Here is a 15081-nt window from a genome sequence, read left to right as displayed (position 1 = left end):
GGTTACATTGTACCCTTTATTGGTATAAAAATATTTATAATTTCAGTAAGTTGTAATATAAATTTAATTATTGAATCCATGCTCCATCAGAACCTAAAGTATATCCATCAACAGTTGTATTGTATAACATTTCTCCACTGCTATTTAAGAAATACCACTTTCCATCTGCATCCTGTGTCCATCCTATTGCCATTTCCCCGCTATTTTTCAGTAAATACCATTTTCCATTCGTATCCTGAATCCATCCTATTTGCATTTCTCCGCTATTTTTTAAGAAATACCATTTTCCATTTGTATCCTGTGCCCATCCTGTTTGCATCTTTCCATCTTGATTCATTAAATACCACTTATTATCAACAAGCTTCCATCCAGTAACTGGTTTTCCATTTTCAATAAGTGTCCAATTATTATTTACATCAAGACTCCATCCTTCTTTCGCCACTCCGTTATTATTAGATGTGCTTGTGTTTTGACTTTCACTTTCATTTGATGAACTGCTTGAGCTTGAATTACTTGAATGATGATTAGAAGATCCTGTACTTGAATTACCAGTGCCTGTATTTCCTGAATTTGAACCAGAATTACCTGTATTTCCGCCATCTGTTGAATCAACAAGCATTATATTGCCTATATTACTCGTAGTAGACCAAGTTTGTCCACTTGCATCACACCAAATATTTACTCCATTTCTTACACCGTCGGCAGCATCATTTACTTGAGCATCAAATCCTATAATTTGGTTAGCCACAGCTTCATTTTTTAAAGGAATAGCTATTTCTACTATATATCCATTATCAGTTTTTGTAGTTGCTGATTTGAATTTATCAGTAATTCTGTTTCCGCCGCCACTTTGTTCATTATCATAATTTACTCTATATTGAGCATCATCATTATCATAAGATGAAGCTCTTGCGTTATTTTCATCTATAAATGTCTCAACTGAGTCTTGCTCATATGCATTAACACTACTTTTATCTAAATTACTATCTGCAACTTCATATAATGCATAAATATAATCTTTGTCCCATAAAGTTCTAACTTTAGCTTTAGCTGCATCTGTTCCTTGTACACTTACATCTGTGTTTATAACATTAGCAGTATTCCATATCTCATCTATTTTACCGTCAATATTTGGAGTTCCCTTTTTAGTTTCTGATAATTTTGATTCTTTAGCAAATGCTAATATTCCGCCATTTTCTGGACTTAATGTATCTACACTTGCATAATCATTCCAAACTACTGATGAAGTTATTTCACCATTAGAAGCATTATCATTAATTTTCATATCAAATACAATTTTAGTTCCTACTGCTGCTTTAATATCGCCTAATGGTATTTTAGCTTGTATTTGATACCCAGTAGATGTGGAAGTAACTTTAATTGCATCAGTATTAGTGCTACGATTAATTGAATACTTTACATATTCTCCTGCGCCATTATTTACAAATACATCTACAGTATCCTTATCTCCAACTGTTGTATCGCTTACATCTGCAAGAACATATAAATTATTTTCATCCCACATAGTTTTTACTTTAGCTGTAGCTCCGCTTGATCCTTTTACAAATGAATTAACGTCAAATGGTTTAACTGTCATCCACTTTTTATCCACAGAACTTCCAATTACAGGCGTTCCATTTGCTATATTTACTTTTTGTTTAAACACGGCAATCTTTGAAGGGTCAACAATTCCCCAATAACCAGGTTTAGCTTTTAAGTTTCTATCAAAAAGTAATGGAGCATCTTTTCTGCCTTTTACAGGAAAATCATCTAACCATGTATTATCATCTGAATTACCCCACATCATAACCAAACTTAAGTTTCCTTTTTCAGCTTGCTCTTTATAAACATCAAATATTTTCTTATACTGAGCTGCTTGTTGTGCTAAAATATCTTCTGTTGGTGTTTTCGTACCTTCATTATCTCCACTATAAATAGACATATCTAATTCTGTAACTTGAACAGTAAAGTCTGGATTATATTTCTTTAAGCTTGCAAACTTTTCAATTGTCTCTTTAATTTGTTCTGCTGAAGGACTATACATGGAAATATGCGATTGAATACCTATACCGTCTATTGGAGTTCCTTTAGCAAGCAATCTATCAACTAGATTATACAAATCATCTCTTTTTCTAGAACTACCTTCTGTTCCATAATCATTTATAATTAACTTTGCATCTGGATCAGCTTCATGAGCATATTCAAAAGCTAATCTAATATAGTCATCATCATAACCATCACCATCAACGTCTCCTATTATAGATTTCCATTTTGAATTTTCATCTTGTCCTCTTAAGCCACTCTTATCAGATATAACTTCATTTACAACATCCCAGTAATTTACTCTTCCTTTATATCTTCCCATTACAGTTTGTATATGTGTTTTCATTCTTTGTAATAATAATTCCCTTGAAGCTGGCTTACTTGAATCATCTTTATCTTGGAAAAACCACGCAGGTACTTGACTATGCCAAACTAAAGTATGTCCTCTTAATATCATGTTATTATCATTAGCAAAATTTACAATTTTATCTGCATCATCAAATGTAAAATTCCCCTCAGTTGGTTGCACTGATTCAGGTTTCATGCAATTGTCTGGCACTATAGCTCCATATTGATATTTGATGAAATCTGAATGCACATTATTCTCATCAATTTCACTTGGATTAACCGATGTTCCAAATGGGAAATATTGACTAAGTACATCTTTTAATTGTGGAATATCCTTTTGGTACTCTTTTTTAACTACTACAGTTTTTGTTACAACCACATTATCTAAATAAAAGTTAATTTTATCAGATGCAGGTATTGTAGTGGTCGCATCATCTTTATAAGGTAATTCTATATATATTGAGAATCCAGTTGCACCTGAAGGAACTGTGTAGTCACCTTCTATTTTTGTCCACTCACCTTTTTTTGCTGTACCTTTTCCTATAGTTTGATAATCTGAACTATCACCATTCTTGATTTGAGTTTGTAAATGGAATTCTTGGCTATCTAGTCCATTTTCATCATTATACATAACATATGCAGAAAAATGATAAGATTCTCCTTTTTCAAGTACACTTGTTAAATCCTTTATAGGACCTTCCCAAGTTTTTGTTCTTCCTGATATTTTTAAAGAATTACTTCCTTCTTGTTTTTGTGATGGATCTTGTGAAATTTCACCACCTCTAGCAGCCCAGCCACCTAATCCTTCTTCAAAACTTTGAGTATAAACTGTATCTGTAACTTCAGGTGCATCGTTGCCTGCTTCTGTTGTAATTTTGAAATCATCAATATAAAAATCAGTAGTAGCATCATCACACTCAACATAAGGTTTGGCTTTAGTTACTTCTCCCGCTGGACAATTAAATGTACCAGTAATTTGTGTCCATGTGTTTGCTTGTACATCTACTTGATTTGTCATTTGATTATAACCTTGTGTGCCACCTATCATATTGTCTAAAGTAACCTTAAACTTTTTTGTTCCTGCTCCATCAAATTTTACCCAAACAGAAGTTTCATATGTTTTTCCACCTTGTATTTTGCCCGTTAAATCTATTTTAGGCCCCATATAACCTTGAGTTCTTCCAGTTGCTTTCAAACAAACTCCAGCACCAGTAGTTACTCTTTCAAGAATTGCTCCTGAACCATCCCAAATAGTGGTATCATCAGCTTCAAATGTACTGTTAACTACTACAACCGATGATGTATCTTCAGTCGTAGCTTGCACCGGTATACTATTGGTAGACGTATACATTCCACCAAGCAAAGAACCTGTAATAACTAAACTCATTAATTTCAACTTTTTTTTCTTAGTAAACAATTTAATATCTCCCCCTTAATTATAATATATATATAAATAAAAATAACATTTATCCGATAGCTAGCATCCGTAACACTCCCAATTTATATGAAACTCCTCCTAAAGTCTGGTAATTAAGCGATTCATACTAAATCATAGATTTAGGTTCTCCGCTTAAGTGGGAGATAACGGCTGCATGCTCCTGGATATTATCTTTATTATTTTCACTAACATAGTATTAGGCTTTATATTTTAAGAAGTAGCTACGAATATGTCCTTTATTTCAACTGATATCATTTACAAAAGCATCTAAAATAGAAATACTCAGTCAAAAATAAAACTAAAATAATATATCCTTTCTATTTCTGCTGAATATTTCTAAATAATATTACTAAATAAGTGATATGTTTAATTGCTAATATACCGTAATTTCTAGTTATGTTGTGTAGTACTTTTATACTCAAACCAGTAGAAATCTGCATAATTATTGGTAGGTTGACCGTTACTGGTTCCGAACATACCAATTGTGCATCCTACGAATCCACCAGCTATCTCTGTGCTTAAATTTTTAGTATTAACCTCCTTTTGTAATAATTTATAGCTAGTACCATCTATTCCATAATATAAATCTAACTTCTGGCCCTTGCTTACCATTTTCAAACAAAGTTTATTTGAATTTATTTCAACTTCATTAATTAAAATATCTTTACCATTATTACACTCTATAATTTGTAATACTTCTCTTCCATTTCTCTGCGTGCATTCATATCTAATATGATATTCATTGCTCTGAACTATAGCTATTCCTGCACTTTCATTTTCATTATTCGGCTTAAACTCCATCATAGTAGATACAATATAATGATACTCTTTTTGCCTAATTCCTACATAAGCCGGGTTATCTAAATCTTTTATAGACTGCTCTTTCAAGTGTAGGCGAAGACAACCTTCTTTTTCTGTTAGTGAATATAAATTTTCACTTGGATTTCTTAAAAACATCCAAGTATTATCTAACTCTTTTCCATGGAAATGATAACAAGATTCCTTTGGTTCTACTTCATATTTTGGGAGTTCATGATCTTGCTCTAATTCTAAAATTCCAATGCCTGAATTTACTACTGGCCATCCTTCTTCCCATATTACTTTTGCTAAAAAGGTTTCTCTTCCAGTATTACAATATCCTTCACAGGTTCTGCTAGCTAACATTACCATAAACCACTTATCATCATGAGTTTTAACTAAGTCTCCATGTCCAACATGCTTTATTGGATAACTTTTTCCTAAATGTCTATGAGTAATAATAGGGTTACGTGGACATCCTTCATACTTGCCAAATATAGATTTACTTCTTGCAATAGTAACAGCATGTTCAGGTCCTGTTCCGCCTTCTGCAATCATCAAATAATAATAGCCATCTATCTTATAAAGATGAGGACCTTCAGGCCATATTGCATCTCGGAGTGCACCTTTCCAGATTTTATGACTCTCACCTACAAGGCTCATAGTATTTAAATCTAATTCTTGAACCCAATCTTCCCAATCTCCGTTATAACGTACTCCCTCTGGATTTGGTCTTGTACCCACATAATATGCTTTTCCATCATCATCAAAAAATAGGCTTGGATCAATACCTATTGCTCCTTCCAACCAATACGGGTCAGACCATGGTCCCTCTGGCTTTTCGGCTGTTACAATAAAGTTCCCACCATGAGTAACATTTGTAGTAATTAAATAAAATGTTCCATTATTATAGCGCAAGGTAGGTGCAAATATTCCCTGCGAATGACCTGCCCCCTCCAAATTTAGTTGTGACTCTCTAGTAAGTACATTTCCAATCTGCTCCCAGTTAACTAAATCCTTACTATGAAAGATTGGGACTCCTGGAAAATAAGCAAATGTAGATGTGACTAAATAAAAGTCTTCTCCTACTGCACATATTGATGGATCTGGATAGAATCCTGATAAAATTGGATTTTTTATTTTATTCATTTTTACTTCCCTCTACTTCCAAATTCTATAATTTCCACTTAACGCCAAGAAAGCGAATAAATATAAACAGTTATCATAATATCTTCTTTCACCTATTCTAAGTGGCGTATCCCAAAATAAATCAACACATTCTTTTCTGTACTTTCCTTTACTAGCTAAAGATGCCATAGCATTAGTTGCTATTATAGCTACTGGATGAAGGGCTTTTTCTTCAATAATTGTTCCATCTATTTCATAAACTAAATCCGCTTTACCTTTAACTGTTTCGCAGAAGAAAGTTTGAATCTTATCTGCACACTCACACTCCCACTCTGAATTTTCAAACCATTCATAAGATAAACCTAGATTAGCTGCTACTCTATATGCATCACTATAGTATCTTTCATGATGGCCTTTATCCCAAGGTGAATTACATGGTACTCCATCATACTTCGAATACTCTGGTGCGAGTCCTGTAATAGGATGGCAAGCTTTTTTTAGATATTCTCTGCTACATTGCGCTGCCTCTTTCCAAAACTCGCGATCTTCTTCATTGCACCAAAGAGAAAATAATTCATAAAAATGTGGTAAATGATATGAAGGATCAGTAAAATCAAGATTTGGAACAAACTTTATTAATTTATTACTTGGTTCCCACATTGGAGCCCCTGGTTCCTTTTCTCCTTTATGAACACATTCATGAAGAAGTTCTTTTGCTTCTTTTGAATAATTAAAAATCCCTTCTCCATTACCCCATCTATTTGCCGCGAAAAATAATGCCATTGCAAAATATTCTTCTCCATCAGGTGCAGGCCCATAGGCATTTTTCTCTCCATTTAGCTTAACGGACCATGCAAAATATCCTTTATTTAGACCTTCGTCCATATACATATATGTTTTTGCCCATTTCCATAATCGATCGAATTCTTCTTTCATATTTCTTTGAACACACATCATCATTGCATAAGACATACCTTCTGTCCTAGCATCATTATTACCTGTATCGACAAAGTAAGCCATATCATCCCCAACGGGATGATATAACCTTTCTGATTCATTTCCATAAAAAATAGTATTACAAATACCATTTAATCTTTTTTCGATTTCTTCGTCAGAATATCCATATTCTTTAAAGATATTATGATAAGAATTTGTTTCATAAGCACTCATTCTACTCCTACTCCTTATATGAGATAATTGAAAAAGTTTATTTTTTCCTTAGTCTTTTATAATATTCTTATTCTTTTACTCCCCCAATAGTAAGCCCTGTTACAAAATATCTTTGTAAGAATGGATATAAACAAACTATTGGTAACGCAGTTACTATTGTAGCAGCTGCTCGAATTGATTTTGGTGTAACCATAGTTCCTGCATTTTTAGCTGCATCTATTGCACCTGCACCACTTCCCTGCTGCATTGCAGATGATAATAACTTCATAAGTTCATACTGCAATGTTGTCAACTTTATACTTTGTGAGTTATAAATCATTGCATCAAACCATGAATTCCATTGATCTACTGCTACAAATAATGCAACAGTTGCAAGTACAGGTTTACACAAAGGTAATATAATTTGAATAAAAATTCTAAATTCTCCTGCGCCATCAATTTTCGCTGATTCAACTAAACTATCAGGTAATCCATTTATAAAAGTTCTGATTACAATCATGTTAAATACATAAACTAAGCCAGGTAATATATACACTAGGTAGTTATTAGTTAGATGTAAGGTTTTCATTAAAACATAAATTGGAATCATTCCACCACTAACATACATTGTTATTACATAAAATATTGACATTTGTTTCCTGAATATAAACTCTTTTCTGCTTAGTATATATGCAAGCATTGCTGATAAGAATACATTAAGCACAGTAGCAATTACAGTTCTTGAAACTGATATAAATGCACCCTGCATTAAGTTCTGATTGTTAAATACTGTTTGATAATTTTTCATGGAAAATACTCTTGGCCATAGATAAATTCCACCACGTACTGTATCAATACCATCATTAAACGAAACAGCTAATGTATTTAAAATAGGGTATAATGTAACAATTACAAATATCACCATAAATATCCCTATAATACTGTCAAAAATAATATCACTTTTACTTCTCTTTTTTAATCCTGCCATTAATACTCCTCCTTTAGAATAACCTTTCTTCACCAGCTCTTTTTGCAAATTCATTTGCAATAAATATCAAAGCTATACTAACTACGCTCTTAAATATACCTGCCGCTGTAGCTAATGAATAATTACTTAAACTGATTCCATATCTTAATACAAAAATATCTATTGTTTGAGATACACTTTGAATAAGGCCATTTCCAAGTAAGTATTGTAATTCAAAACCTGCGTTAACAATATTTCCAATGTTCATTATTAACAATATAAATATTGTTGATTTAATTCCAGGTAAAGTAACATATAAAATTTTCTTTATTCTTCCTGCTCCATCAATTTCTGCCGCTTCATATAAATCTGGATTAATACCAGTAATGGCAGCAAGGTAAATAATACTACCCCAACCAACTTCTTTCCAAACATTTGTAAGCCCAACAATTCCCCAAAAATATTTAGTTTCAGCAAAAAAATTTATAGGTTCACTTATTATATGTAGTGCAACTAACACTTGATTAATAACACCTGTATCTGTTGCAAGCACATCTACAACAATTCCTGTTACAATTATCCATGAAAGGAAATGAGGTAAATAAGAGATTGTTTGTATAAATTTTTTAGCTAACAACCGCCTTACTTCATTTAATAGTAAAGCGAAACCAATAGAACAAATAGTACCCAATGTTAAATTAATTATACTCATACATAGAGTGTTTCTTATAACACCTAAAAAGACCGGATCAGCAAATAGTGTCTTAAATTGCGTAAGACCAACCCAGGTTTGATCAAATAGAGCTTTTCCTGGCTTATATTTTTGAAATGCCATGACCCATCCTAAAAGAGGTGCATAGCTAAATATTAATGTATATATAACAAACGGAATAGACATTATAATTAAGGCTTTTTGTTTTTTCATTCTTTCGAGCATATTCTTTTTTGCTTTTATTTCTACATTTCCTTCAGCATTCTTTACTCCTAATTCCATTTTTTTCCTCCCTTTTATCATACAAATTTTAAAGAATAGGGATCTGAAAAGATCCCTAATTCCTACTTATATATCTATTTTTTTGCCTTATTAGCTACTTCTACTCTCTTCTTAACTTCTTTAGTAAGTGTATCTTCATATACCTTTATGTCAGCTCCAGTTGTAAGTGTATTTTGATATTCAGCCCAAGTTGAATCAAATTTATCTGGAGTACTCATTATAACTTTAGGTAACCATTGTCTTTTAATATCATCCATTTTTGTCATTGCCATCATCGCAGGTTCATCTACTGACCACGAATTTGTTGCTGAATAAATTGGGTACCAAGGGTCATTTTCTTCAGGCATTTCATCTAAGAAATCTGACCATTTCTTATGGCCATATGCATTAAGAATTTTTTTATCTATATCTTTTAATGTTCCTTCAAACTCACTTAATTGTTGCTCTGGTAATATAGTATTAATTTTATCTTCAAGGTAGCCTGAAGTATATTGAGGCAAATATGTGTACATGCATAAATTAGCATTTTGCCAATCTTTGTTTCTAGAATTATTTCTTTGCTCTTCATTTCTGACCATTAAACCTTTATCATCTACTGAATAGTCTTTATCTTTTTCTCCCCAGTATCTTAATTTTAATGCATCGTCAGATAATAAATCATTAATAGCTTTTAATGCACCATCTACATCTTTACAACTAACTGAAATTCCTAGACCGCCAGCTGAATTAAATGCTGGTTTCATTCTATAATTTGGCTTTATGCTCTTGTCAAGAGTTAAAGGTAGTGGAATATAAGTTCTGTTGTCTAAGTTTCTTGTCTTTAATGCTAATTCAGCATCTCTGAACTCCCAATATTGATCAACCATTCCAAGTACTGCACCTGAAGAAATTTTTGCAATATATTGATCATATTTTGCTGTAAATGTTTCAGGATCTACAATTCCTTTATTGTATTCTTCATTTATTTTCTTGAAGTATTTTTGTGCTTCTGGAATTGTGTTATAGTTTGTAGCTGTTAATGTATCTTTATTAATAATTGCTCTTCCATCGTTAGGATATCCAGCTACGAATTGAGGAGGATTTTCTAAACAGAAATATCTCCAGTCATCACTTAAGATTTCAAACCCTATAGTTGGTTGTCCATCTATTTGTGGATTTGCAGCTTTATATTTTTCAATTAAATCAAAATATTCATCAACTGTTGTGATCTTTGGGAAATTAGCCCATGCTAAAACTTCTTTTTGAATCCAGAAAGCCTCATCATTAAAGAATGTTGATGTATCTTCATTCTTTACATTTCCAAACTGTGGTATATAGTAAATATGTCCATCTGCTTTTCTTAATGCTTCCCATTGAGCAGGCGTCCAGAAATTTTTAATATTAGGGTATTTATCAATTTTATCTTCTAATGGAACAAATGCTCCTGCATCTACTAATGCTTGTGTTCCTTCTGTTCCATCTATCATATCTGGATATTCGCCACCTGCAATCATTACTCCGATTCTTTCTTTAGGAGTTTGTCCTGTAAGCCATGACTCATTTATCTTTACTCCAAATTTTTGAGCGATAACCTCTTTAAGTCTATTATTATCTGGAAGTTCCTTTCCTGCTGTTGCAAAAAATGCTGTGAATTCTTTAACTTTACCATCACTTGATGTACTTGCTGTTTCAGCAGTTTTACTTCCACAGCCTGCAAGAAGACCTAATACTAATGTTCCTGATAAAAGGATACTTACTATTATTTTTCTTTTTCTCATTTACATTTCCCCCTACTTTCTTTTACATTATATATTTTGTGTTATATTATTATTTGTAAACGTTTTTCATTTACAAATACAGTTTATCATCCTAGGGTAATATCAACAACCTAACAAACTATATGAAAAATACCAAAAATTATAGATTCTAGAATTTAATATGGATTTTTATCTTTTTTGAAATATTCCTTGACTAAAAACTTCATTAAATTACTTGGCTGTTCCTTCACGAACTCTACTTTATCTCTGAATACCATTCCATACGGTGCCTTAGGAGTGTAGCTTTCCCAATATGGCATATCCTCTCCAGTGGAATCTTTGCCATTTGGATTTCCAGATCGTATAAAATTAGCCCAATAATTGCACATCTGACGAGCAAGATCATAATGTTTACCAATAAACGGCCTCCAACACTTAGCGAGTGTTTCAAAAAAGAACCAAAGATCTACAGAATGGAATGTCCCAGGGTTATCCCATCCTGGTATTTCTGCATCAAAATTATAATAATACAAAGGTATGTTCGCGTTCGTATCAGCATTTACCTGCCCAATAATACGAATAGCATACTCAATACTACTAACTGAAGCTTTTTTTCGTACCTCATCAACGTCTCCCAACTGAACCTCACAAAGTTTCAGATACTCATCAGCATCATCTCCGAACATTTCAATTGCCAACTCTCTAAATTCATCAATATTTTTAACATTTGGGATATTAAAAAATTCAGAAGAGGTATGCCCCAAAAGCATTGGCACCATTAAACGTTTATTTTGAAGAAAAAGATTAAATGGATCCCCTACACAGAATACATTGTCCTCAACAGTTCCCCAGAATTTCTTATATTCAAGTGATTTATCACGAATATATTCAGCATCAAGCTTACGTGCCTCACCAAGTGATGAAACTCCTAAAAATTCAAAAAATTTTATTCCTTCCTGTTCAGCTTGAGATAAATTAGACTTTTCTAAAGGCAGCGGATTTCCTTTATAAAGCATTGTAATGATACCGCTCTGGATAATTGCCTTCTGACAAAGACCTTCATTTTGAGGTGAAGTTAGTTGACTCAAGACACTTCCCCCTCCGGCAGACTGTCCTCCAATTGTAATATTATTAGGATCACCACCGAAAGCCTCAATATTACGTTTAACCCATTGTGTACCCGCTTGCTGGTCGAGGTTTCCGAAATTTGCAGGAGCTTCTGGCGCTTCTGCTGTTATCTCAGGATGACATAAGAAACCAAAAACATTTAAACGGTAGTTAACCGTTACAACAATAATGCCTCTACGAGCAATACGCTCACCGTCGAATTCCATCTCAGCTGTATTTCCAAACTGAAGTACTCCACCAAAGTACCATACAAATACAGGTAATTTCTCATTAGTACTACATGCTGGCGTCCATACATTTAGGTATAGGCAATCCTCATCCATAGGTATGTCTGGATCCACATTCCATTCTCTTGTATATATATTCTTCTCATCTATAACTGTCTTTGCTTGCATTGATATTGGCGCAAATTCAAATGCTTTTAAAGTACCATTCCAACTTTTTGCAGGCTTAGGAGCACGCCAGCGGTTTTCACCTAGTGGCGGTGCGGCAAATGGTATACCTTTAAAACTTGTTATACGTGGATCAGCTGCTGGCAATCCCTGTATAATACCATTTTCAACTTTTACTGTCCTTAACATACTTGATTACCTCTTTAATTAATATAAATTTAATATTATGAAAACATAAATTATCAATATGAATTAAGTGCCATTCTAATAACACCTGACTTTAAATGTTCTTCATTTCTTCCAAAAGATAAACGGATAAAATTATATGCACCATTGTTCCATACATTAAAATCATGCACACCACCTTCTATAACTATTTCATAATAATTATCCAGATTATCTCCCACAGCCTCTATTATTCCGTTAATCGCTTTTGCATAGCCGTCCTGACTTGCTATTTCGTCTGCATCACCACAGGTAATATAAAGTAAGTCCAACCTATAGCCACATGATGTTATACTTGAACCCAGTACCTTGCCATCGCTGGATGTAGGTGCATTGGAAAAAGCACCTACATAAGCGAACAGATCTTCCATTCCTTGTGCTAGAATAGTCTTATCAAATCCGTTGCTCCAGCCTCCATTCGTCCCTGTATACATCTTTGAATCACATCTATAACCTCCAACAATCAAGTTTAAAGTTTGCATTCCACCCATGGATAAACCAGCTATGGCTCTATGCATTCGATTATATTCAATTCCTTCAGATGACGTATCCTTCATATTTGCATATACATTATAATTGGATTCGATGAAGGGAATCAGATCATATCTTAGTTCATAATCGAAATAATAAAATCCGAGCATGTTAGTTCCTTCTACATTAAATGAATCGTCTGTCCAGTCATATGAACTTCTGCCATCTGGAAATACGACAATCAAAGGATCAATATCATTATTTACAATAAGATTATCAAGTATATTGCATATAACAAAATTCCCTTCAGAATTACCGCTTCCCTCTAACCATTCGTAACGACTTCCGCCAACCCCATGAAGTAAATACAATACATTATACTTAGTATCCTTATCATCTTTGTTGTACCCTGCTGGCAAATATACGTTAAATTTCTTTATAATATCTGGCCCATCAACTGTTTCTCTTCCTACTTCCTGAAAACTGATATTTTGATCTGTTACGAGTTGCCGTGACTTATTGATATAATTTTTTACACTGTATGAAACTTCAGTAATAGTCCCCTGAACTTCCTTATGGGCTGCTTTTTTATATTCGTTAGGCACAGCTGTCACATCAATATTCTTCATACTTTATCCCCTCAATTAATTTAATATTAATAAATACCACTACATTCCATAAAATTCTTCTTGCTTATATCCAAGATAAGTATCTGTCTTATCACTTACTGGCAAAATTTCCAACATGCATAAGTGATTGCATGGAATTTGTAATTCTATTCTGTAGATGCCATCTTGTTCAAGCAATTTAGCATCAGTTTGAAGTGGCTCTGCTGAAGCCTTCAATATGTCTAGTTGCTCTTTATTTAGACTGCGCGGTTTTCCAAGATTGCTCCAAGTCTGCATTGGATTTGCATGCTGTCCTCCCACTTCTTTTTTCAGTGCAATGGCTTGTTTCTCTATGGCTGGTATTAATAATACATATGTTTCATCAGAAGATTGTTTACAATCCTTCATATCATGATAGTTCCATCCGATAATCACATACCTATCCTCATTTTTAGTAACAACCAAATGTTCATCACGGTAAAGCAGCTCTTTACCGGCCTTTGAGAAAAACTCAAAAGCATAAAATGTCGGTTTTTTTATTGAGTTTAAAGAAATTAGACCAAATCCTCCATGGAATACTGATTTAGGAACATCCATTTCTTCAAATACATCACTAAATGTCCAATAGGAATAAGAATCGGCATATTCTCCAGCCTCACTAAGAATACGAGCTATATATCCTGCATGGAAATCCATATCATGAACTGGGCAGATTGGGACATAAGAACTATTAAATTCTGTTATATGAAGCGGCATATTAGCTACACGTGGATAATCCGCCATAATCATTCTAGTCTCTTTAAGTTCCTTAATCATATAACTTGGATCGTTCAAAGTATGGTATATATAATGTCCTCGATTAGTTTGCTGGTCAGCAGTATAACAATGACGAGTTATAAAATCCAAAGGTGAATCATTCTCAATGCAGTGCTCAAAGAACGACCTCAGCCACTTTTCTGTTTCTACACCACAAATTGCTGGTCCACCAACTTGGATTCGTGGATCAACTTTCTTAACAGCTTCTGCAGAACAATCATAAAGCATGAAATATTCTTCCATAGTACCTGCCCAAAATGCTATATTAGGTTCATTCCACACTTCAATTGGCCATGTGATCACTTCTTCTCTACCATATCTATCTATTAAATGATTTAAAGTAACTGTAATGAGCTCTGCCCATTTCTCGTAGGATATAGGCGGGGTTACATTCCCTTTCCAATAAAATACTGTATTATCGCCAGTTTTAAGCTTTTCCGGCATAAATCCCAATTCAAGAAATGGTTTAATTCCATTTTCAAGATAGGTATCCATAATTCTATCTAAATAAGTAAAATTATAAAAAGGATATGTTTCTCCATCCATTTCACATTCTCTATATATTCCTACATCATCGCAAAACAATCCATGACCGCGGATATATTGGAAATGTATTGATTGCTGAGCTATTTTCAAATGATCAATATATTCCTTTTGAAGCGCTAGTCCCATTCTTCCTGTACCAACACAATACGAAACATTATTTTTAAAAGGCTTGCCTGAAACAGGTATCTTAATCTCTTTAATTTCTTTTGACATAATAAACCCTCCTTGAATATTGAATTCTGTTTACTTTATAATAATATCTATAGTTAGCTCTGCTATCTCCTTATTCAAATC

Annotated in this window: 9 protein-coding genes; all 9 read right to left on the bottom strand. The window is 33.4% G+C overall.

Going from position 1 to position 15081, the window contains the following annotated elements; genetic code table 11:
- Positions 1-67: 67 nt before the first annotated feature.
- Positions 68-3808 (bottom strand): endo-1,4-beta-xylanase, encoded by a 3741-nt coding sequence (locus CLCHR_RS00825; protein WP_079437761.1) that lies wholly within the window; start codon positions 3806-3808, stop codon positions 68-70.
- Between the two features lie 411 nt (positions 3809-4219).
- A complete protein-coding gene (locus CLCHR_RS00820) occupies positions 4220-5776 on the bottom strand; it encodes a glycoside hydrolase family 43 protein (RefSeq protein WP_079437760.1) in 1557 nt (518 codons plus the stop codon).
- A 12-nt stretch (positions 5777-5788) separates the two neighbouring features.
- On the bottom strand, positions 5789-6925 hold the full coding sequence (locus CLCHR_RS00815; protein ID WP_079437759.1) for a family 8 glycosyl hydrolase: 1137 nt from the start codon (positions 6923-6925) through the stop codon (positions 5789-5791).
- Between the two features lie 67 nt (positions 6926-6992).
- A complete protein-coding gene (locus CLCHR_RS00810) occupies positions 6993-7892 on the bottom strand; it encodes a carbohydrate ABC transporter permease (RefSeq protein WP_079437758.1) in 900 nt (299 codons plus the stop codon).
- A gap of 13 nt (positions 7893-7905) precedes the next feature.
- Positions 7906-8865 carry an ABC transporter permease gene (locus CLCHR_RS00805; RefSeq protein WP_079437757.1) on the bottom strand — a complete coding sequence of 320 codons (960 nt, stop codon included), beginning with the start codon at positions 8863-8865 and terminating at the stop codon, positions 7906-7908.
- Between the two features lie 74 nt (positions 8866-8939).
- Positions 8940-10622, bottom strand: a complete 1683-nt coding sequence (locus CLCHR_RS00800; RefSeq protein WP_079437756.1) for a type 2 periplasmic-binding domain-containing protein — start codon at positions 10620-10622, stop codon at positions 8940-8942.
- Between the two features lie 155 nt (positions 10623-10777).
- The gene (locus CLCHR_RS00795) at positions 10778-12310 is read right to left on the bottom strand and encodes a carboxylesterase/lipase family protein (RefSeq protein ID WP_079437755.1); all 1533 of its coding nucleotides are present in this window, start codon (positions 12308-12310) and stop codon (positions 10778-10780) included.
- 53 nt (positions 12311-12363) lie between these two features.
- Positions 12364-13446 carry an alpha/beta hydrolase gene (locus tag CLCHR_RS00790; protein ID WP_079437754.1) on the bottom strand — a complete coding sequence of 361 codons (1083 nt, stop codon included), beginning with the start codon at positions 13444-13446 and terminating at the stop codon, positions 12364-12366.
- A 39-nt stretch (positions 13447-13485) separates the two neighbouring features.
- Complete coding sequence (locus tag CLCHR_RS00785; RefSeq protein WP_079437753.1) at positions 13486-15000, bottom strand: GH39 family glycosyl hydrolase; 1515 nt, start codon at positions 14998-15000, stop codon at positions 13486-13488.
- Positions 15001-15081 lie beyond the last annotated feature (81 nt).

It is taken from the genome of Clostridium chromiireducens (genome assembly GCF_002029255.1).
Classification (GTDB): domain Bacteria; phylum Bacillota; class Clostridia; order Clostridiales; family Clostridiaceae; genus Clostridium; species Clostridium chromiireducens.
Note: the sequence above shows the minus strand (reverse complement) of the source record. Positions and strands in the feature narration are given on the sequence as shown.